The 21,929-nt window shown below is 51.7% G+C and carries 16 protein-coding genes and 1 pseudogene; all 17 read left to right on the top strand.

Annotated elements, in window-relative coordinates; genetic code table 11:
* Window positions 1–194 precede the first annotated feature (194 nt).
* Window positions 195–1,010, top strand: coding sequence for a phosphotransferase (locus tag AC0L8N_RS02560; protein ID WP_473666014.1), 816 nt, complete (start codon window positions 195–197; stop codon window positions 1,008–1,010).
* Window positions 1,011–1,023: 13 nt separating this feature from the next.
* Window positions 1,024–2,289, top strand: coding sequence for an O-antigen ligase family protein (locus tag AC0L8N_RS02555; protein ID WP_473666013.1), 1,266 nt, complete (start codon window positions 1,024–1,026; stop codon window positions 2,287–2,289).
* Between the two features lie 88 nt (window positions 2,290–2,377).
* Entirely contained in the window at window positions 2,378–3,346 is a 969-nt protein-coding gene (locus AC0L8N_RS02550; RefSeq protein WP_473666012.1) for a glycosyltransferase, read from the top strand.
* 113 nt (window positions 3,347–3,459) lie between these two features.
* Window positions 3,460–4,644 carry a glycosyltransferase gene (locus tag AC0L8N_RS02545; protein WP_473666011.1) on the top strand — a complete coding sequence of 395 codons (1,185 nt, stop codon included), beginning with the start codon at window positions 3,460–3,462 and terminating at the stop codon, window positions 4,642–4,644.
* A gap of 207 nt (window positions 4,645–4,851) precedes the next feature.
* Window positions 4,852–5,892 carry an SDR family NAD(P)-dependent oxidoreductase gene (locus AC0L8N_RS02540; protein ID WP_473666010.1) on the top strand — a complete coding sequence of 347 codons (1,041 nt, stop codon included), beginning with the start codon at window positions 4,852–4,854 and terminating at the stop codon, window positions 5,890–5,892.
* The gene (locus tag AC0L8N_RS02535) at window positions 5,889–6,989 is read left to right on the top strand and encodes a polysaccharide biosynthesis C-terminal domain-containing protein (RefSeq protein WP_473666009.1); all 1,101 of its coding nucleotides are present in this window, start codon (window positions 5,889–5,891) and stop codon (window positions 6,987–6,989) included. Before AC0L8N_RS02540 ends, AC0L8N_RS02535 begins: the two co-directional genes overlap by 4 nt.
* Before the next feature lie 24 nt (window positions 6,990–7,013).
* Window positions 7,014–8,159 (top strand): non-hydrolyzing UDP-N-acetylglucosamine 2-epimerase, encoded by a 1,146-nt coding sequence (gene wecB / locus AC0L8N_RS02530; protein ID WP_473669999.1) that lies wholly within the window; start codon window positions 7,014–7,016, stop codon window positions 8,157–8,159.
* Between the two features lie 65 nt (window positions 8,160–8,224).
* A complete protein-coding gene (locus AC0L8N_RS02525) occupies window positions 8,225–9,496 on the top strand; it encodes a glycosyltransferase family 4 protein (protein WP_473666008.1) in 1,272 nt (423 codons plus the stop codon).
* Window positions 9,493–10,359, top strand: coding sequence for a sulfotransferase family protein (locus tag AC0L8N_RS02520; protein ID WP_473666007.1), 867 nt, complete (start codon window positions 9,493–9,495; stop codon window positions 10,357–10,359). Before AC0L8N_RS02525 ends, AC0L8N_RS02520 begins: the two co-directional genes overlap by 4 nt.
* Window positions 10,360–10,968: a sugar transferase gene (locus AC0L8N_RS02515; protein ID WP_473666006.1), complete on the top strand. Its 609-nt coding sequence runs from the start codon at window positions 10,360–10,362 to the stop codon at window positions 10,966–10,968.
* 10 nt (window positions 10,969–10,978) lie between these two features.
* The gene (locus AC0L8N_RS02510; RefSeq protein ID WP_473666005.1) at window positions 10,979–12,157 is read left to right on the top strand and encodes a DegT/DnrJ/EryC1/StrS family aminotransferase; all 1,179 of its coding nucleotides are present in this window, start codon (window positions 10,979–10,981) and stop codon (window positions 12,155–12,157) included.
* Window positions 12,158–12,961: 804 nt separating this feature from the next.
* A complete protein-coding gene (locus AC0L8N_RS02505) occupies window positions 12,962–13,162 on the top strand; it encodes an adenylyl-sulfate kinase (RefSeq protein ID WP_473666004.1) in 201 nt (66 codons plus the stop codon).
* Between the two features lie 341 nt (window positions 13,163–13,503).
* A complete protein-coding gene (locus tag AC0L8N_RS02500) occupies window positions 13,504–15,480 on the top strand; it encodes a polysaccharide biosynthesis protein (protein ID WP_473666003.1) in 1,977 nt (658 codons plus the stop codon).
* A gap of 106 nt (window positions 15,481–15,586) precedes the next feature.
* Window positions 15,587–16,924 (top strand): UDP-glucose dehydrogenase family protein, encoded by a 1,338-nt coding sequence (locus AC0L8N_RS02495; protein ID WP_473666002.1) that lies wholly within the window; start codon window positions 15,587–15,589, stop codon window positions 16,922–16,924.
* Window positions 16,925–17,065: 141 nt separating this feature from the next.
* Entirely contained in the window at window positions 17,066–17,968 is a 903-nt protein-coding gene (gene cysD, locus AC0L8N_RS02490; protein WP_473666001.1) for a sulfate adenylyltransferase subunit CysD, read from the top strand.
* Window positions 17,969–19,873 carry a sulfate adenylyltransferase subunit CysN gene (gene cysN, locus AC0L8N_RS02485; RefSeq protein ID WP_473666000.1) on the top strand — a complete coding sequence of 635 codons (1,905 nt, stop codon included), beginning with the start codon at window positions 17,969–17,971 and terminating at the stop codon, window positions 19,871–19,873.
* Window positions 19,874–20,359: 486 nt separating this feature from the next.
* Window positions 20,360–21,794, top strand: a pseudogene (locus tag AC0L8N_RS02480) (mannose-1-phosphate guanylyltransferase/mannose-6-phosphate isomerase).
* Window positions 21,795–21,929 lie beyond the last annotated feature (135 nt).

The raw sequence follows: 21,929 nt of genomic DNA, 5'->3' as shown, positions 1-21,929 counted from the left end.
CGGAGCCAAACATTGCCAAGCACAAATCTGTACACAACATACCCGCCAGCCTTTTGAGCACGAAATCGGTCAACAGGTCGACGGAAAACAAAGTATTTGCTGCGCTACGTTCCGTTTTTCTGGCTGGAGTTCCGCCTATTGCGCACTGGGTTTCGCGAGTTCAGATGGACATCGGCGATAGTAAAGAACGTGCTATGAACACGATAGCCATTTGTTCTAAGTCGCAGAAGCTTATTTTGTTCGACTTCCAAAATTCGACCGTGACACATGTTGGTGAGCAGGTGAACCTGAGCAAAGACTGGATAGCGCGCCGGCAACAGCTGGCCGATTTTCTGCCGCTGCCGACGCTTGAGGTTGATTACGGAAAGCATAGGCTCCGAGAAGCCTATTTTTCCGGAGTTGTGTTTGCGCAAATGTCCAGTTCCGAAAGGCTTCGCATTTCGAACGCGCTAGCCGGCCAGTTTGAACGAATTCTTGGTCAGTGTGGTCAGGCTGCTGATTCAATGCGGTGGCGCCAGGTTATTGATTTTGCAGAACGATTGGCCCTGCCGGCACCGTTTAACAAGTACCTTGAACGGCTCCGAAGCCCACTATCGCGTCTGACCGCAGCAATACCATTTACGCCAGCCCATGGTGATCTTAGTGGCTACAACATACTTGTAGCTGGGGACGACTGGGTGCTTGTTGACCTTGAAGATTGCGCGGATCTGCCGGCCTTCTTTGATGTGTATTTCCTGGCGCATCAAGAGTATTTGGCGGGGCGATTGGACATATGGAACTCGATCACCTGCGGTCAGTTGGCTGACCGGATAATCGCGGCAATTCGCAAGACGAACTCCGAATTGGTGGATATTCAACTCAGCGACTGGTTGTTTGCCATGTTTGTGACCGAGTGTTTCGTATGGCAATCCAAAGCCGGTGCGGCGCCCCTGAGCCAGTCATTGCTGGAACGATGGTGGCATCCCTTGTTTACATTGTTGGACGGTAAGTCGTCAACTGATACTGAGTAAGGATTTTCGACTTTTGTCCCAGATCAAGAATGCTGCACATAATACCGAACGGCACGATGTCTCGCTTCTTGCGTTGACAATGTCAATCGCGTTTCTGCCAATTCAGTTTCATATCATAAAGTACGTAATACTTACTCTGTTTCTGCTCTTGACGGTCAGGGTTGTGCTTTATCGAATCGAGCGTGTCAGTCTGCCGTATTCACCTGTCTACCTTGCGGTTGGCGTATTTATTGCTATTTTTCTGATTTGGTCGCTGCGCTCTTTAATTTTGGGCGCCCGGTTGGATTATGCCCTTAAAGATTCTGCCGGATTTTTCGTATACCTGACCTTTCCCATCTTTTATAGCTATATTGTCATTCGCAATGCCGGCGCCAGCTTTATAGAATCGATCATTATCACTGCGATAATGGTTGCAGTAATTAATGTATGCGCATTCGCAGCCTATTACGCGGTCTTTGATGGTCTGACTCTGGCGGGCCTGACGGCTGCAAATAGTTTCCTGTCTGCTGTCGGATTTACATGGGAGTTGGGAGCGAGTAGCGGGGTTCTGCGGGCAAACACGAAGGCGGGTCATTACATTTTGCTGGGGCTTGCGTTGGTGTTCTACCGATACATCAAATATCGAAAGTCTTCAGACTTGCTATGGATCGGCGTGTTGTTGATCGGTGCATTGCTTGATGGTCACAAGGCACTTATAGTATCAATAGTGTTGTTCGTATTGCTCGTTTCACCAATTGTGTTTCGCTTATTGCAGCTTGAACCATTGAAAACGCTGGCGCCCGCCGTAGTATCGATTCTTTTGATCGCGGTCGCATTTTCTTTATTCATTGATATTCAGGGTTGGTTGGACCGATTTAGCGGAATGAATTCGCCGAGTTTCCAGGTTCGAGGGGCGCAGATAGAATCCCTGCTTGCAGAGATTCGGGCGCATCCGATTTTTGGGAACGGCTTCGGCGCGAGTGCTAGTGTAATTCGAAGTGATGAGCGTCCGTTCATGTATGAAATGGACTTTCTTGCGGTGGCTATGAAGCTCGGCATATTCGGCGCGGGGGCGTACTTTTTGGGCTACTTAGCTACTGTGAGTGCGGCATTTATTCGATTCAAATCTGTTTTCGGCTATGTGATTCTGTCCGCAGGCCTTTCCTATTTTTTCTATATGGGTACAAACGGCGGATTCGCGATGTCGCCGATTTCATCGTTTTTTCACCTCATTTTGTTTACATGCGTTGCTTTGGGATTGCTTCGTCCAGATCCGACGGAGCAACAAGCATGGTCGTGACGATCGGGCGGACAATTCAGCGGCTAGATTCCATAGCAACTATTTGGCAAAGCGCATCGCCGGAATATTGGACTATGGGCACGGCCTAATGAAAATAGCGGCTCTGGAAACAATCAGCGATGAGGGCAGTCAGCCAGGAGTGGCAGAATGCGGCACTCGTGCGATGCACACTTTGCAAGACTTTGGTGCAGTGGTACTCAATTACAATGACTACACTTCAACTTTTGAGTGTGTCGGGAGTTTGCTCCGTTGCAATCCATTGCCAAGCGCAGTTGTAGTTGTAGATAATCACTCGACAAATGATTCCTACCGTCAATTAGTTGATAAGTTTGCCGGCGACGAGAGAGTGTCGATCATTGATTCCGGCCGCAATGGCGGGTATTCATTCGGCAATAATGTTGGAATCAGGGTATTGCGCGACCGTGGCATTTCGAATGCTGTAATCGCGACAAGTGACACCAAGGTGATATCGTTGGATCTGTTTGCGCGTCTCCAGCAGGAATGCGGGGAACAAGTTGGCGTTATTGCGCCGCAGATCTTTGCGTCCCGCGGACGGCAGAATCCGTGCATTGGTCAACTGAATCTCAAATATTTACTGGATTTGCTGTGGGTGCAGCGGGGCATGTTAGGGCTCTTGATGCGGCGGCGCTTGCGGTGGCTTGTGCGTAAGATCTTGCGAATGGATGGTAAGCCGATAACGCTAGCAAATTATTCCAGTACCAGTACAGATCACAATGTGACGCAAGTGTACAAACTGCATGGCGCATTTTTGTGTCTTACGAGCAACTATCTCGATAAGTTTGCTGGATTGGATGAAAGTATCTTTATGTTCGGGGAGGAGGATCTGCTAGCGTGGCAATGCCTGCAAGTCGGACTCCGTCAGGTACTCTTGGAAAACGTTATTGTTGAGCATGCAGATGACTCCAGCGTTGGCCTCACTTGGGGCGATAACGCTAAAACATTCGTAGACTCGGAGCAACGCAAGTCGGGTGCGGTGTTGAAGAGAAAGATACCAATATTTCAACTCTTTAAAGCTTGGCTTTCAGGCAAGTACTGACTATTGGTAGCCAATATGCCGATCGGCGGAAAATCAGCGCCTTCTTGCAATATGGCATCTCGACCAGTGGTTTTTCGCTACCTTATTAGCACGGCAAAATGCAGAGTGCAGTTTTGAGCAAACCCGTCATCTTAACGTTTATCAAGAATTATCTACCGGGATACAAATCAGGTGGGCCTGTACGTTCTGTGGCAAACATGGTGAACGAATTGAGTGACGAATTTGAGTTTAAAATAGTCACTCGTGACCGCGATCTCGGTGATGAACAGCCATATTGTGGTATTCGATCGGGAGAGTGGGTGAAGCGGGAGAAATGCTCGGTACTCTATGCTGAATCACGTTGGTTCACGCCGGCCAAAGTACGGCAAGTCATGAGTATGAATGACCATGACGTCATCTATCTAAACAGTTTTTTTGACCCGTTGTTTGCAGGGCTGCCCATATTTTGCGCACGTGTGTTACGAGCATCTCGACGACCGGTAATCGTGGCACCACGCGGGGAGTTTTCCAGCGGAGCTATAGCTCTGAAGACCTGGAAAAAGCGTCCTTATATCGCGGCAATGAGAGCGTCCGGGCTGTTTCGTGAAGTGGTATGGCAGGCGTCTAGCGAGCACGAAGCGATAGACATTCGCAGAGAGTTCAACGACCGGGCGTCGATCCGAATCGCATCGAATTTGCCTGGGGCATTACAGGTCGCGCCTAACAGTGTCCCTCAATCAACGGAGAGCGGGCTCAATATTCTGTTTGTTTCGCGAATTTCTCCGAAAAAGAATTTGGACTTCGCGCTGCGGCTGCTACAAAAAGTAGCTGGAAAAGTGAATTTTACGATCGTTGGGCCAAATGATGACGAGGCATACTATGCTGAGTGCCGGGCACTAGCTGAACAAATGCCCGAGAATATTTCTGTGAAGTGGAATGGTAGCGTGGAGCATGAGGCGATTGCTGAGCTAATGTCGAAACATAATTTGTTCTTTCTACCAACGCGTGGCGAAAATTATGGGCACGTGATCGCGGAAGCATTGTCCGCTGGCACGCCGGTACTAATTGCTGATACAACGCCGTGGCGGGACCTCGCAAGCGCGGGAGTCGGGTGGGATATTGCTTTGGATTGCGAACAGGATTTTGTGCGCGCAATTGAACAAGCGGCAAGCCGGTCTCAAGAAGAACATGCCGAATGGCGAAAAACAGTTATCGCCTTTGCGGCCCGGCGGCTACATAACCCGGAGGCGTGTCAGGCTAATCGAAATTTGTTTTCTGAAGTATCGCGGCGCGGAAATTCGCCGGCAGGTAGGACGTGAAAAAAAGGGCGTTCAGGGCCGTCTCTCAATATGTCGGTTGGTTCAAATCAATGTTACGTTGGTGCAGGATCACGCATAGTGCGTCCTGCGGAAGGCGTTCGCGTTGCGTGATCGGCGTTCGCACGTGAAAATTAAAGTATTTAGTAGGGCTTCTGCATCAGGTGAGATAGCGCACCGTGAGTCAGGCCATATTCGGGGAGCTAATTGGTGCTTAAAAAAACAGTAGTATTAATCACTGGGGGGACCGGCTCGTTTGGCAAGGCCATGGCGGAGTACCTGATGAATTCGGAATGCAGCGAGATTCGAGTTTTTAGCCGCGACGAGGAGAAGCAGGAGGCTATGCGAAATCTCATCGATGATTCCCGATTGCGATTTCACATTGGTGATATTCGTGATCAATCCAGTGTCAGGGCGGCAATGAAAGGGGTTGACCACGTTTTTCATGCTGCGGCATTAAAGCAAGTGCCATCTTGCGAGTTTTTTCCGATGGAGGCAGTAAAGACTAATATCCAAGGCAGCACGAATGTGCTCGAAGCCGCAATCGAATGTGGCGTGCAATCGGTGGTTTGTCTGAGTACGGACAAAGCGGTGATGCCAATCAATACTATGGGCATGACCAAGGCAATAATGGAAAAAGTAGTCCAGGCTACAGCGCGTCGATTGGCGCCGTCGGACACGCGGATCTGCTGTGTGAGATATGGCAATGTTATGTACTCGAGGGGCTCTGTTATTCCTTTGTTTGTTGATCAAATACGACGGAACCTGGATCTCACGGTTACAGATCCGGGCATGACCCGGTTTTTATTGCCTCTACGAGACGCGGTGTCGCTGGTTGAGTTTGCTTTTCGCCATGGGCGGCAGGGCGACATTTTTGTAAAGAAGGCTCCAGCGTGTACCGTAGAGACGCTCGCACAGAGTGTCTGTGATGTATTTAACTCAGAGTGCCGAATCGCTTCTATCGGCGTTCGGCACGGCGAGAAAATCTATGAGACACTGGCAACCGCTGAGGAATTGCGTCGTTCGGAAGACATGGGAGACTACTTTCGAATTCCAATGGATGCGAGAGATCTAAACTATTCCGTTTTTGTTAGTGAAGGAGAGAAAGAATGTGGCGAACGGGAAGACTATCATTCTCATAATACCAAGCGAATAAATCGTGCCGAGGTAAAGGACCTGTTGTTATCTTTGCCGGAAATCAAGACGGCGCTTACTGACTTTTCGATAAGTGCCGGACGGAGTGTAAATTGAGGGGTGTAGTTACCGGTGGAGCCGGATTTCTCGGTTGGCATGTCCGCTGTTGCCTTGAAGCCTGCGCGGAAATATCGACAGTGGTGGCAGGCCGCCGTGAATTTGCCGATGAGAAACAACTATGTGAATTGGTCCGCGATGCGGATTTTGTAATTCACCTCGCAGGAGTAAATCGCGGCTCCGACGATGATGTAATGCAGGGAAATATTGCGGCCGCGGACTCCCTTGTTCGGGCGCTTGAGTCGGCCGGCGCGAAGCCAGTAATTATCTATGCCTCGTCTATACATATTGATCGTGATACCAACTACGGCCATGCAAAGCGTATGGCGGGCGAGAAACTGAACGGATGGGCGACAGCTCTGGGGGGGCGCTTTGTTAATCTTGTACTTCCGCACGTCTTTGGTGAGCGAGCGCGCCCTCACTACAATTCAGTGGTAGCGACGTTTTGTCACGAGGTTGCAAACGGACATGTACCGGTTGTAGAGGAAGATGGGGAACTTCATTTACTTCATGCGCAGCGTGTTGCCGATATTATTCTAGAGTTGCTTTCGAGCGACCTGTGCGGGGAGGTACGGCCAGTAGGGCAGCCAATTTCTGTGTCGGAATTGCTGAATCAAGTTCAAAAAATCGACGTTACGTACAGACGAACTGGCATCGTGCCAGATATTCGCGATGAACTGCAAAGGGATTTGTTCAATAGTTACCGATCATATTTATTCCCGGAACAGTATCCATTCCGATTGAAATTGAATGCAGACAATCGCGGCCATTTGGTTGAGGTCGTAAAAGCGGACAATGGCGGTCAGGCATTTTTTTCTTCGACCAGGCCGGGAATTACCCGTGGAAATCACTTTCATCGCCGAAAGGTTGAGAGATTCGCAGTAATTCGTGGCGACGCGGAGATTGCGATACGTCGGCTGTTCGATGCAAAAGTATGGCGGTTTTCCGTTTCAGGTGATGAACCGGTTTTTATCGATATGCCGACCATGCATACCCATAACATCACAAATACTGGAGCTGGCGAACTGCTGACGTTGTTCTGGGCAAACGAGATATTTGATCCGGGCGCTCCGGATACTTTTGCGGCACAAGTGTAGGGACGAGTTGAGATCATGAGTCAATTGCTGAAAGTTGTAACAATTGTCGGTACCCGGCCGGAACTTATTCGTCTGGCCAGAGTGATTGCCAAGCTAGACAGCTGCGTTGATCATTGTCTTGTGCATACTGGTCAGAACTATGATTTCGAATTAAGCGAAGTATTTTTTAGAGAGTTGGGAATCAGGCCTGCTGATCACTATTTAGGCACAGGTGGCGGTACCGTAGGGGAAGTGTTGGGCAACATATTGATCGAAACCGAAAAGGTCCTGGACGAAGAACGGCCGGATGCGGTTTTGATACTTGGCGATACCAACAGTTCTATTTCCTGCATCATTGCCAAACGGCGGAATATACCGGTGTACCACATGGAAGCAGGCAATCGCTGCTTTGATTCGAACGTGCCTGAAGAACTGAATCGGCGAATTATTGATCGTATTGCGGACTTTAACCTTGTCTATACTGAACATGCGAGGCGACATCTTCTCTCTGAAGGATTGCCTCATCGCCGCATTTATTTAACCGGATCACCGATGCGTGAAGTGCTTGAATATTACGCATCCGGCATCGCCGATTCGAAGATACTTGATACGCTGAACCTAGAAAAACAGGGGTATTTGCTGGCTAGCGTGCACAGGGAGGAAAATGTCGACAGTAGCGAGAATCTGAGATCGTTGTTAGGCGTTCTACAGTCTCTGGGTACGAAGTATAATGTTCCGGTCATTCTGTCGACGCATCCGCGAACACGTAAGCGCATTGACGAGCTAAACATTGACCCCGATTTATCACACCTCACGCTTAGTAAGCCGTTCGGGTTTTTCGACTACAATAGTCTTCAGAAAAATTCGCTATGTGTTTTATCGGATAGCGGAACAATTAGTGAGGAATCTGCAATTCTGCAGTTTCGTGCGGTCACGTTGCGCAATGCTATGGAAAGACCGGAGGCTATGGACACCGGCAGTATTATTCTTACTGGCCTTGATCCACGTACAATAGAGAGTGCTGTGGACTTGGTCATATCGCAAGCAAAAGAAGGGTCCCCATTGCTGTGCCCAGACGACTATCAGGTGCGCAATGTCGCGCAACGAGTAGTGAATTTGATCGTCGGCACAGCACGACTTAGCAACGATTGGGATGGTATAAGGCCGCACGATCATCGTTGGACCCACTGAAATAACGACCCGTATTCTTCAAGCAATGGAATCCGTTGGTGAATTGGCGATAGAACGTAACTGCAATGCCAGTGTTTAACGGCGGTGATCCCGTGGCCAATGCAATTCCGAATGATTCGCTAAAAATTCTGGCGATACACCGCTATTTCTGGCCGGACAGCGCACCGTACGCAATCATGCTCAAAAGTATTGTGGAGCGATTGGCTGCTGACGGTCACGAAATGCATGTTTTGTCGTCGCAACCCTCCTACAAAGGCGTTGATTCGACTAACCGCCAAGCAATGTCTGAGCTTTGCAACGGTGTTTGGATCCGCCGTTTGCAATTACCGCATGAGGTTGGCCGGACTTGGCGGCGTATAGTTAATGCCATCCTTTTGGCCCTTGGTATCGTAGCGTATGCAATTCGACATCGACCATTCGATGTGATTATGGTGTCGACCGCTCCGCCGGTTCTGGCTGGGGCAGCAGCGGCGTTCGCAGCCCGCTTGACCGGCGCAAGATTTATTTATCATTGTATGGATATTCATCCGGAAATTGGGAAGCTATCGGGGGAGTTTCGTAATCCACTGCTATATCGCGCGTTGCGTGGCATTGACAGTTGGAGCTGTCGCGGTGCGGATCCGGTTGTCGTGCTTTCTCGCGATATGGAAACTGCCTTGAGATTGCGGTCGAATATTCGTGGGCTACAATGTCGAATTATTAATAATTTTGATCTGCCCGCCGAAGTGGATGATGTGCCGACCGAATTGCCGGCGGAATTACAGCGGTTGGATAAGCGATTTAGGTTGATTTTCGCGGGTAATATTGGCCGGTTTCAAAATCTGGACATAGTGCTGGACGCGTTTGAGCACTTGCGTGGCCGAGATGACATTGAATGCCTGTTCCTTGGTGAGGGTGTAGCGAAATCGGCCTTGCAACAACGAGTAACGGTCAGTGGGGATTCACGAATCCGGTTTTTTCCGCATCAGTCGGTATCGGTCGCTATTGCAGCGATGCAAGAAGCAGACATCGGACTTGTATTGCTGGCGAAGGACATTTTTCGATACGCATTGCCGAGCAAGACAATGACGTATTTCCGCGCAGGACGACCTGTTTTGGTCAGCATTGAGCAGGAAAGTGAATTGGCAAAAATGGTTGTGGATGAGAATGTGGGATTTACAGTTCGGCCCAATGACGCGGTTGCGCTTGCGGCAGCGATTGCTGCGGCGGCGGACAATCCGGAGCGCCTTAAGGTGATGGGGGAGAACGCCCGCGGTCTGGCAGATCGCCTCTATTCCGAAGCGATTGTAATGGAGCAGTGGTCGTCATTGATCCGCTGCTCTCGAAGACAGATATGATTGGTACGGATCGTTATGTTTTTCTGATTGGGGCGCCGCGGTCAGGGACGAATATGCTTCGTGATGCGTTAACTAAACTGCCAGAAGTTGGAACGTGGCCTTGTGACGAGATCAACTACATCTGGCGGCATGGGAATGTTCGTTTCGCTTCAGATGAGATCCCAGCGGAATTAGCGACGCCACCGGTGATCCGCTATATACGCCGACAATTTGAACGGCAGGCACGACGTGCAGGCACGAGACTTGTATTGGAAAAGACATGCGCTAACTCATTGCGAGTGCCATTTCTTCAGAAAGTCGGACCTGACGCGCGGTATATTTTTCTGGTGAGAGATGGTTTGGATGTAGTCGGTTCCGCAAAACAGAGGTGGACAGCCTCTCTGGATCTGCCGTACCTAGTGCGGAAAGCTCGTTTCGTGCCGGCGCTCGACTTGCCATATTATGCGGCACGATTCCTGGGGAATCGCTTAAGCAAATTGATGTCGCATGAGGACCGGCTGAGTGTGTGGGGGCCAGTGACTCGTAACATGGATCAGTGGAAAAGGGATTTGTCTTTGCTACAAATCTGTGCAATGCAGTGGCGTGCTTGTGTGGACGCTGCGGAACGGGACCTTGAATGTATCGATCAGGACCGTGTTTACCGACTTTCCTATGAATCGTTTGTGGCTGCGCCTGCGCAAGAACTTCAAAAGTTGCAGGCATTTTTGGGGCTTGAAAGTGCGTCGGCGGTAGTGGCGAACGCGACAGCCGGCGTTCGCGCCTCAAGCATTGGCAGAGGGCGCAGTAACCTTGATGGGGCAGCGATGGACGCGATAATTCCGTTGATTGGCGAGACGCTTGCTAGATATGGATACAAACCCTGAATGGAAGGATTGCGGACACGGGATGCGGTGCTAAAGCGTGCTTTCGATTTGTTGTTGTCATCGGTTGGACTCGTGGCTTTTGGTTGGATAATACTGATAGGAGCATTCGCTGCGAGAATTGATACTAGGGAGTCGGGCTTTTTCACCCAACTAAGAGTAGGGCGAAATGGCTGCTTATTTCATGTAATCAAATTGCGTACGATGAGAAGTTCGGAGAGTGGGGGGACAACAGTGACTACCGCAGACGATACGCGAATAACGCGGGTCGGGCGAATCCTGCGTCGGTTGAAGATCGATGAGTTGCCGCAGTTGATCAACGTATTCGTTGGGCAAATGAGTATTGTTGGTCCTAGGCCGGACGTCCCAGGCTACGCAGATATGCTGGAGGGCGACGAGCGTATCATCCTTACGGTACGCCCCGGTATTACTGGACCGGCAACCATCAAGTACAGGAATGAGGAGCACCTGCTCGCTACGCGTTCGGATCCGGAGCATTACAATCGGACAGTTATATATCCGGACAAAGTTAAACTGAATGTTGACTATGTTCGGCATTGGACGTTTGCCAAAGATGTCGCACATATACGCGAAACAATTTTCCCGCGCTAGGAGGCACTTAATGCTGACAACTAATCTTGCGCCCTGGCCATCATTCTCGGAAGAGGAAATTTCGGCGGTTGCTGATGTTCTGCGGTCGAACAAAGTGAATTATTGGACCGGTGATCAGTGTAAGAAATTTGAAGAGGAATTTGCGGAGTATCTAGGTGTTGCATATGCGATCAGCGTTGCAAATGGCACTTTGGCTCTAGAGCTTGCACTTGAGGCTGCCGGCATTGGTCCTGGCGATGAGGTGGTAGTACCGCCGAGGACATTCATCGCATCGGCAAGCTGCGTTATCCGGCGCGGCGCAAAGCCGGTTTTTGCGGATGTCAGCCTCGACTCTCAAAATATTACTCCTGAATCAATCAGAGCGGTCTTGAGCCCAGCAACTCGCGCCATTATTGCCGTACACCATGCAGGCTGGCCATGTGATATGCCGGCAATCATGGATCTTGCGAATGAGGCGCAGTTGCTGGTGATTGAAGATTGCGCTCAGGCGCATGGGGCCAAGATAGATGGCCGTCCGGTCGGAAGCTTTGGCCAAATCAGTGCGTTTTCCTTTTGTCAGGACAAGATCATGACGACAGGAGGCGAGGGTGGAATGTTCGTCACAGATGATGCGGAGATCTGGGATCGAGCTTGGTCAATTAAGGATCATGGGAAAAGTTACCAAGCGGTATTCCACCGTCAGCATCCGCCAGGCTTTCGATGGTTGCACGAATCATTCGGCAGCAATTTTCGAATGACGGAAATACAGGCTGCCATCGGCAGGATACAGCTCAAGAAGCTGGACGCTTGGGTGGATTGCAGAACGCAAAACGCGGCTGCATTGCAGGATGCAGTCGCGGGCTACCCCGTTCTTCGAGTGCCTAAACCATCTGCCGTAGTCAAGCATGCCTACTATCGTCAATACGCGTTCGTAAACTCCGAATATCTCGCCGATGGTTGGTCGAGAGACCGTGTCGCGGCAACAATTAATGACTGCGGTGTGCCGTGTATGACGGGATCGTGTTCGGAAATATATCTGGAGAAAGCATTCGCGCAGTGCGGCTTACAACCAACACGCCCAATGTCCAATGCCAGAAACCTGGGAAAAAATAGCTTGGCAATGCTGGTTCACCCGAGCCTGCGTGAGGATGATGTCAGACGATCATGCGATGTGCTTACCGCAACCGTCAGGCAAGCCAGTGGCACATAATGGCATGAGTATGCGGGATTTTGACAACTGCTAAATTGCGGCAGGTCTGTCAACGGCTTATTGGTGCACGTGTGAAGCGGATTTTGTTTACGGGGCTTGGGTCAAGAACACCGTAGAGGACGCTAACAACCGTCGGCAGCGCTGGTTGCTCGGCAAGTTCTTGATCTTTTTGGGTTGCCGCAATCGATATGACCTCGTAACCGTTGTGGGGAAGGTCTTTCCTAATTCGCCATATGCTGTAGTACAAGTGCTGCTCGTGGATAAGCGGGCTTCCACGTGCCACGCTGCGGAATCCTACCAATTCTTCGACTGCTTTATAACGCCAAGAACGGATAGCTGTCGATGACTGAACGTAACCATTTAGATGGCCTTGAGGCAGAAAACATCCACATCATGCGCGAGGCGGCGGAGGAGTGTGGATCCGGTCTTGTGCTAGTTCGTTGGTTAGAAAGTATTATTCGTTTCGAACGGCACAGCATCGCGGAGGTGGGAAATCAACGACCGGAACTCTGGAGTATTTACAACACTCGGTTGCCAAAGGCCAGAGTATGTATTTGTTTCCCTTGTCCAATTGGCCAGAGTCGGATTTCTGGCAATTCGCTTACCGCGAACGTAACGAGATTCCTACCTTAGATTCGGCATCAACAAGATTGGTTGTTTGTCGCGATGGTGCGCTGATAGCGACAGACGATGAACCTTAACGTTGGCCGATGATGATTAGGCTGAAGAAAGTATTGTCAGTTTCTGCACTCAGAGCCAAGAGAAGGCGGCGAGTATGTTGAGTTTCTCGATACGCCGTTTGACGTGGCAGAGCCGCGAGACGGTAAAGTCCTTTACGCTAAGGGGCGATGCGGCGAGATCAAGAACTTTGTTGGCATTGATTCAGAATTCCAGCCGCCTGACGATGCGGAGTTGACGCCAAATATGGATAACCGATTCGTCGAGGAATCAAATTCTGCGATGGTTGATTTACTGCAAGATAAGGGGTATCTCGACGCCGTCTGAGCTAAGGAGAGTTATGCCCTCTGGAACCCTAATCGGGTTGACCCTCTTGTGATCATTCCGTGCAAGAGCTGCGGGTTCGGCGTGTTGCGTGCCCATCAATTTATAGCATACGCAGCCAGTCGGCGACAAAGTACTGTTCGATGGAATCAAATACATCTAATTAACGACGTCGCTAACAGGTGATGTGGATGAGGCGCATATGAACACGGCCCGGTGATTCAGGAATTGCAGTCAACGTGCCCCTCAAATCGCTATGCGCAAATATAGGAAAGTCTGCCCAATTTCAGATATTTGAGCTATCATGCTGCCTAATTCCGGGTGCCTCATATTGAATAATTTGTATGACAATCAAACATATAAGCTTGGCGCGTAAGATTCGTCATTGGCTCGTAGGTCTGCCCCGAGCAGGCAAGCAATTCATTTCAGTCGTCTTCGATATTCTAGGCTTTAGTTCTTGTGCCTTCGCCGCGACATGGCTTCTTATTGGCGTAAGTTCATCGATCAAACTGAACTTAGCCGTGTGCGGGTTGGTCTTGGCGGTTTCCATGCCGATAGCCTGGTGGCAAGGCCTTTACCAGTCAATCGTTCGTTACATGGGACTAGATCTCATTGTAGCTGGTGGCAAAACGGCGCTCGGCTCGGCAATGGGCGTCGCCTTACTTATTTGGACAACAAATCTCCTGTCTACACCGCTCCGCTGGGCCGTAGCGTTCGGGACTCTGTCGTTTATTTACATTTGCGGCAGCCGGTTTTTAGCCCGCAAGTTCCTTGAACAACGGAAGTCACGTCGCGACCGTGACAATGTCATTATCTACGGTGCAGGTGAAGCGGGCGCACGGTTAGCCATCGGTTTGCTTGGAAGCAATGATTTCACGCCGGTTGCGATGGTCGATGATGACTTTTCTTTGACTGGCAAGACCGTGCAGGGGCTTGTGGTCTACTCGCCGTCTGCTATCGAAAAATTGATTCGAAAGAACAAAGCAACACGTGTACTTCTCGCCATTCCCAGCGCTAGTAGGCAAAAGCGCCGGGATATTCTTGAGCGCTTGTCGGGCTTTCCAGTACGTGTCCAGACAATGCCAGACTTGGGCGACCTGATATCGGGAAGATCGCGTGTTGACGATATTAGCGACGTCGAAGTAGAGGACTTACTCGGGCGTGATCCTGTCCCGCCGGATGACTCGTTATTGAAAGCGTCCGTTACCGGCAAGGTTGTAATGGTAACTGGAGCTGGTGGCTCGATAGGTTCGGAACTTTGCCGACAGCTTATTTCCTTGAATCCGAAAGCGCTGATTCTGTTCGAGCGTTCGGAATTTGCGCTGTACGATATAGAGCGCGAAATTCGGGAGCGAGCAGCACAGCTAAAGAGTACGAGCCAAGTGATAGCTTTGCTCGGTTCAGTTAACCACCGTAGACGTGTTGCTGAAATATTGAGGTCCTTCAGAGTCAATACTGTCTACCACGCGGCAGCGTACAAGCATGTCCCCGTCGTTGAACACAATTTGCTGGAAGGCGTGTACAACAATATTTTTGGCACATTAAATACAGCACTCGCGGCCGCTGAGTGCGGGGTAGATACGTTCGTCCTGATTTCGACGGATAAAGCAGTAAGCCCCACCAGCGTCATGGGCGCAACCAAGCGATTTGCAGAACTCATCCTGCAGGCGCTGAACGATGAATTCGACCGAATTCGATTCTGCATGGTCCGCTTCGGCAACGTTCTCGAGTCATCGGGCTCAGTGGTTCCGCTGTTTCGGCGGCAGATAAGAAACGGTGGACCGGTAACCGTGACCCACCCGGAAATCATCCGTTACTTCATGACCATACCGGAAGCGGCCCAGCTCGTGATTCAAGCCGGTGGCATGGCCAAAGGGGGTGACGTATTTGTGCTGAATATGGGGGATCCGGTCAAAATTCGTGATTTAGCTATCCGGATGATTAACTTGATGGGTCTGACAGTCAGGGACGCCGATGAGCCTGAAGGCGATATTGAAATCAGATACACAGGATTACGGCCAGCTGAGAAGCTATTTGAAGAGCTACTGATTGGCAACAACGTGTCTGGCACGCAGCATCCGCGCATCATGCGTGCTGAAGAGGTTTATATCCCGAGCGATGAATTGAACAAATTGATTGCCGAGTTGGACAGCGCATGCAACGAACTCGATCGTAACCGCGCTCGCGATGTACTGATGAAATCAGTTTATGGGTATAAGCCACAGAATGGCATCGAGGATGTTGTTTGGGTTCGAAAGCAGAAACTTGCAGAAATCCGGGGAAGCGACACCGTCGTTGATTTCAAGCCACGCAGTGCCTGAACCTGCGTAGACTCGTGCCCATTTCTGGACGCACGTCAAGATTAGTTAGCGCCCCCTATGTATAATCGCCGCCTTGTTTGATTTTAGAGCGATGCAGGATGCTTGAATGCGTTTGACAATATTTGGATCGGGCTATGTCGGATTAGTCACGGGCGCCTGCATGGCAGAAACCGGCAATCATGTGGTTTGTGTTGATATTGATCAGGCCAAGATCGACCGACTGAATGCTGGTGAGGTCCCGATCTACGAACCGGGGCTCGAAGCCTACATAAAGCGAAACCGTGAAGCAGGACGCCTTGAATTTACCTCTGATGTCGAACGAGGTGTCGATCACGGGCTGTTTCAGTTTATCGCGGTAGGAACTCCGCCAGACGAGGACGGATCTGCAGATCTGCGACACGTTTTGACTGTCGCATCATCGATTGGTGCATACATGGACGACTACCGCATCATCATCGATAAATCGACAGTACCCGTTGGCACAGCAGACAAAGTTAAAGTTGCGATACAGGAAGGCCTGACCGCGCGAGGCGAAGCGATCGAGTTCGATGTCGTTTCCAATCCGGAGTTCCTTAAGGAAGGTGCTGCAATCAATGATTTCATGAAGCCGGATCGCATCGTCATTGGGACGGATAATCCGCGCACCACGGAATTGCTGCGTGCTCTGTACGAACCGTTCAACCGCAATCACGACAGGCTGATCAGTATGGATATTCGTTCCGCAGAGCTGACCAAATATGCGGCCAATGCCATGCTGGCGACGAAAATCAGCTTCATGAACGAACTTGCCAATATCGCGGAAACGGTGGGGGCGGACATTGAGCGGGTCCGCATTGGCATTGGCTCTGATCCGCGAATCGGTTACCACTTTATCTATCCTGGTGCGGGTTACGGTGGCTCCTGCTTTCCGAAGGACGTACGGGCTCTGGCACGATCGGCCGCAGCGAATGGGTACGAGGCGCAACTGATGAACGCCGTAGAGGATGTCAATAACCGCCAGAAAACCCGGCTGTTCGAAAAGATATCGACTTGGTTTGATGGCAAGCTCGAAGGTCGAACCATTGCAATCTGGGGCTTGTCTTTCAAGCCGAAGACGGACGACATGCGTGAGGCGTCCAGTCGCACCCTGATGGAGGCACTGTGGGCCGCTGGAGCGACGGTGAAGGCTTATGATCCGGAAGCGATGGATGAAACCCGACGCCTGTACCCGAATGAGAACCGCCTTGAACTGTGTGAGAACGCTACCGAGACACTGAATGGTGCCGATGCGCTGGCTATTCTCACCGAATGGCAGGAATTCCGCAGTCCCGATTTTCAGAAGATAAGGCAATCACTTAGCAGTCCGGTGATCTTCGACGGCCGCAATCTTTACGATCCCGATGCAGTGGTGGCGCAAGGTTTAAATTATTTTGCAATTGGCCGCAGTGCAACTGTAGGCGGATAACATCCAGGCGTACGGCCGGTTCGACCGGGCTGGGCGGCCAATATAGCTTCAGAGCATGGCCCTGAAACCAATTGGAGCTTGTCAGCCACTGCGTCATTGGCTCTAATTCAATACACCCCGGAGAGGAAACGAACAGAGCTGATGTTACCGCTGACCCATCTTGACCGCCTCGAAGCCGAAAGCATTCACATCATGCGCGAGGTAGTGGCCGAGTCCGCCAATCCGGTCATGCTGTACTCGGTCGGCAAGGACAGCTCCGTGATGTTGCACCTTGCGCTCAAGGCGTTTTACCCGGCCAAGCCGCCGTTCCCGCTGTTGCACGTCGATACCACCTGGAAGTTTCGCGAAATGATTAAGTTTCGTGACGCCACGGCCAGGCAACATGCGCTCGATCTGCTGGTACACACCAACCCAAACGGCATCGCTGAGGGTATCGGACCGGTTTCTCACGGCTCCGCTGTGCATACCGACGTGATGAAGACTCAGGGACTTAAGCAGGCGCTGGATAAGTACGGATTCGATGCGGCGTTTGGAGGGGCGCGTCGCGATGAAGATAAGTCGCGTGCCAAGGAGCGGGTATTTTCGTTCCGCACGGCGCAACACCGCTGGGATCCAAAAAACCAGCGCCCTGAGCTCTGGAGTATTTACAACACGCAGGTCGCCAAAGGCGAAAGCATGCGCGTGTTTCCAATGTCCAACTGGACCGAGCTGGATGTCTGGCAATATATCTATCGTGAAGACATCGCTATACCTTCGCTGTATTTTGCCGCGCGTCGTCCTGTCGTCGAACGAGACGGGGCGTTGATCGTAGTTGATGACGCGCGTCTGCCGCTGGCGGATGGCGAGGTACCGGTCGAAAAGCTGGTTCGCTTCCGTACCCTTGGCTGCTATCCATTGACCGGCGCTGTCGAAAGCACCGCGACGACGTTGTTGGACATTATCGGCGAAACGCTTTTGGCGCGAAATTCAGAACGTCAGGGACGTGTGATCGACAGCGACACGGGAGCGTCGATGGAGCAGAAGAAGCAAGAGGGCTACTTCTGAATGGACAGTCACAAGACGGAAGCTACGGACATTGCCAGATACCTGAAACAACAGGAACAGAAATCACTGTTACGGTTTATCACCTGTGGTTCGGTTGACGACGGTAAGTCCACCCTCATCGGGAGATTACTCTTTGACTCAAGCCTGATTTACGAAGATCAGCTTGCCGCGGTGCAGAAAGATTCCAAGACCGCAGGTACTCAAGGCGACAATATTGACCTGGCACTATTGGTCGATGGCCTGGTTGCGGAAAGAGAACAAGGCATCACTATCGATGTGGCCTACCGCTATTTTTCGACAGAGAAGCGCAAGTTCATAGCAGCTGATACGCCCGGACACGAGCAGTACACACGCAATATGGCAACCGGTGCATCGACGGCCGATGTCGCTGTGTTATTGGTCGATGCCCGGCACTCGGTGCAGGTGCAAACGCGTCGGCACGCCTATCTTGCGCAGCTGCTCGGTGTGCAGCGCATAGTCATTGCTGTCAACAAAATGGATCTCGTGGAGTTTTCGGAATCGAGGTTCAACCACATTCGCCAGGAAGTTGAAGAACTGGCGGCCGCACTTGAAATCGAGGAGGCCGTCTGTATTCCGATATCGGCACTTGATGGCGACAACGTTACCCGCGGTTCCGGGCGCATGCCTTGGTACAAGGGACCCCATTTGCTCGGCTTCCTCGAAGAGGTCGATATCCAGCCGGAGTCACTTGAGTCAGGATTCGCTCTGCCGGTGCAGTGGGTCAACCGGCCGAACCTGGATTTTCGCGGCTTCTGCGGAACAATAGCTTCAGGGGCGGTAAAGCCCGGCGACGCGCTGATCAATCTGCCATCTGGGCAGCGCTCTACCGTAGCCCGCATCGTCAGTCAGTCTGGCGATCTGCCGGAGGCGGTTGCGGGTCAGGCCGTCACGCTCACCCTTGCCGACCAAATCGATGTTTCACGTGGCGACGTGTTGTGTTCCGCCGCCGCTCCGGCGGAGCAGTCGGATCAGTTCGTGGCGCACCTGATCTGGATGAGCGAAAAGGAAATGCTGCCCGGCCGCCAGTACCAGTTTAAGACGGATAACCTAACTTTGCTGGGCTCGGTGACTGAACTGAAATACAAGGTGAACGTCAATACACTGGCGCACCATGCTGGCAAGACGCTGCAACTTAATGAAATAGCGGCTGTAAATATTGCGCTTGCGAAGCCGATCGTTTATGTGCCGTACCATTCAAATCGGAGGCTTGGCAGTTTCATCGTTATCGACAGGCAAAGTAACGAAACGGTTGGCGCGGGCATGTTGGATTTTTCTCTGCGACGAGCGGCCAACATCGTCTGGCAGGAGCTGCAAGTCGGCAAGGCGGAGCGCGCAGTGCAGAAACATCAGCGGCCGTGCGTGCTCTGGTTCACCGGTCTGTCCGGCTCCGGCAAGTCTACGATCGCCAATTTGGTGGAAAAAAAGTTGTACGACCTTGGCCGCCATACCTACACGTTGGACGGGGATAATATTCGCCACGGTCTGAACAATGATCTTGGCTTTACTGATGCTGATCGGGTGGAAAATATCCGCCGTGTCTCCGAAGTCGCCAAGCTGATGACCGACAGTGGCTTGATCACCCTGTGTGCGTTTATTTCACCGTTCCGTGCTGAGCGACAAATCGCTCGGCAAACGATGGCCGAGGGCGAGTTCATCGAGGTGTTTGTCGATACACCGCTTAGTGTCGCTGAACAACGTGATGTCAAGGGCCTGTACGCGAAGGCGCGGCGTGGCGAGATCAAGAATTTTACTGGCATTGATTCCGAGTACCAGCCCCCCACAGCGCCGGAACTTGTTGTGAACACCGTGCAGCTCACAGCAGAGCAAGCCGCCGTGGAAATCGTTAATTACCTGCAGTTGCACGGTTATCTAGATACGTTCTAGATCGGTGTTACTTCATGGACCGACAGCAAGATTGCCTGCTATGTTCAGTTCTTGCGCTGTTGCCATGCTGGCAATGGTCGACACAATTGGCGGGTTGCCGGTAAATCGCATGGGGATATTCGGAACGATCAAATCTCAATACAACAAGAGGGAATTTTGACGAGCACCGTCGGAATCTGTCGGACGTGGCGCCATACATACCCGAAGTTGCCTGAATGGAATGCTAGAGCGAAATGCTGATTTATCAGCGAGATTCCAATGCTATAGCGAAGCGATTGATACTTTGCCGACAGGTTATCGGTCTACGGGCGCGTGATCAGTGCATTGTGCATTTCAGAATTTGCCTGACATCAGGTGGTGTACGTGGAATGGCAGGTCCAGAATATAGAGCCACGTCCACAAAACCTGAACCAGGTCCGTGGCACGGTTCAAGCTGATGCAGTACAGTCGGCACACCTTTGAGACAGCAAGGAACCGAGACAGGCTATGTCCTTGATTCAACCCGTGATTTTGTCCGGTGGCGCCGGCACTCGGCTGTGGCCCGCGTCCCGTGCAATGTACCCAAAACAGCTCCTGTCGTTGACGGGCGAGCACACCATGTTGCAGCAAACAGCTTTGCGACTGGAGGCTGGCGCGGGGGTTGCTGACGAAACGCTTGTCGTCTGCAATGAGGCGCACCGTTTTCTGGTTGCCGAGCAAATGTTACGGATAGGCGCAAAATCCCGTGTTGTGCTGGAACCAGAGGGCCGCAATACCGCGCCTGCAGTGGCACTTGCTGCGTTGGTCGCACTGGCGGAAAAGACCGGGGCGGACATGCCTTTACTGCTGGTCATGCCGGCAGATCATGTCATTCGTGACGTCGAACGTTTTCGCTCGGCAGTTGATCAAGGACGGACGGCGGCAGCGGCAGGAAAGCTCGTTACGTTCGGTATCGTGCCGACTACAGCGCACACCGGTTACGGCTACATTGAAGCCGACACCGATGGGACCGAGACTGCCGCTATTAAGTCATTCGTTGAAAAACCGGACGAAGTCACGGCCGAGCGCTTGCTTGCTGGTGGCCGGCACTACTGGAACAGTGGAATATTCCTGTTTCGTGCTGACACATACCTTGATGAACTCGAGTCGTTTGCGCCGGAGATGGTAAGTGCCTGTCGCGAAGAGTATTGAGAAGGCCGTTCACGATACGGAGTTTCTACGCCCTGACGCCATTGCATTTAAAGCGTCTCCTGCCGATTCCATCGACTACGCTGTGATGGAGAAAACTTCGCGCGCAGCAATGGTGCCGTTGGATGCAGGTTGGAGTGACGTGGGCTCATGGGCTGCCCTGCACGAGGTTAGTGAACAAGATGATAATGGCAACGCACTGTTTGGCGACGTAGTTGCACACGAGTGCCGGTCGAGCTACATCAGCAGCCAAAGCCGGCTGGTTACGGCGGTCGGAATCGACAATATCGTGATCGTTGAAGACAAAGATTCCGTTCTAGTTGTGCATCGCGATCGCAGCCAGGATGTCAAAGCGCTGGTGGACGAACTAAAACGCAACGAACGCTACGAAGTGAACCTGCATCGTCAGGTTTTCCGGCCGTGGGGCAGTTACGACAGCATCGACAGCGACGAAGGTTTTCAGGCGAAGCGTCTGATCGTTAACCCTGGTGCCGTCCTGTCATTACAAAAACATGCGCATCGCGCTGAACACTGGGTAGTCGTGCGTGGTGTTGCTACGGTTACCCGCGATGACGAAGTTTTCGAGATGGGTGTCAACGAACACATCGAGATCCCGATCGGCGCTGTGCACCGTATTGCCAACAACGGTACCGAGCCTGTGCATATCATCGAAGTGCAGTGCGGCGATTACCTCGGTGAGGACGACATTGTCCGGCTCGAAGACAACTACGGGCGCCAAGGCACAAATACCTGAGAAAGTGGCGGCGTCTGCCCTCCAACGGGGTCGAGCCCTTCGGTCCTAAGCTTCAATGCAGGAATCTGCGCGGTCGATCCGTGCGCCAATTTGGCCCATAATCAGCGTTCAGAATACCCACCTTGCGGACCACCT

Source organism: Woeseia sp. D3-10 (assembly GCF_055809415.1).
The sequence above is the reverse complement of the archived record's forward strand: the minus strand, read 5'-3'. Positions and strand labels throughout refer to the sequence as shown.

Bases quoted from the DNA above. Each gene is read 5' to 3' on its own strand.
- AC0L8N_RS02495 (WP_473666002.1), top strand. From the start codon at position 15,587: ATGCGTTTGACAATATTTGGATCGGGCTATGTCGGATTAGTCACGGGC.
- cysN (WP_473666000.1), top strand. From the start codon at position 17,969: ATGGACAGTCACAAGACGGAAGCTACGGACATTGCCAGATACCTGAAA.
- AC0L8N_RS02500 (WP_473666003.1), top strand. From the start codon at position 13,504: ATGACAATCAAACATATAAGCTTGGCGCGTAAGATTCGTCATTGGCTC.
- cysD (WP_473666001.1), top strand. From the start codon at position 17,066: ATGTTACCGCTGACCCATCTTGACCGCCTCGAAGCCGAAAGCATTCAC.
- AC0L8N_RS02510 (WP_473666005.1), top strand. From the start codon at position 10,979: ATGCTGACAACTAATCTTGCGCCCTGGCCATCATTCTCGGAAGAGGAA.
- AC0L8N_RS02515 (WP_473666006.1), top strand. From the start codon at position 10,360: ATGGAAGGATTGCGGACACGGGATGCGGTGCTAAAGCGTGCTTTCGAT.
- AC0L8N_RS02550 (WP_473666012.1), top strand. From the start codon at position 2,378: ATGAAAATAGCGGCTCTGGAAACAATCAGCGATGAGGGCAGTCAGCCA.
- AC0L8N_RS02520 (WP_473666007.1), top strand. From the start codon at position 9,493: ATGATTGGTACGGATCGTTATGTTTTTCTGATTGGGGCGCCGCGGTCA.
- AC0L8N_RS02525 (WP_473666008.1), top strand. From the start codon at position 8,225: ATGCCAGTGTTTAACGGCGGTGATCCCGTGGCCAATGCAATTCCGAAT.
- AC0L8N_RS02560 (WP_473666014.1), top strand. From the start codon at position 195: ATGAACACGATAGCCATTTGTTCTAAGTCGCAGAAGCTTATTTTGTTC.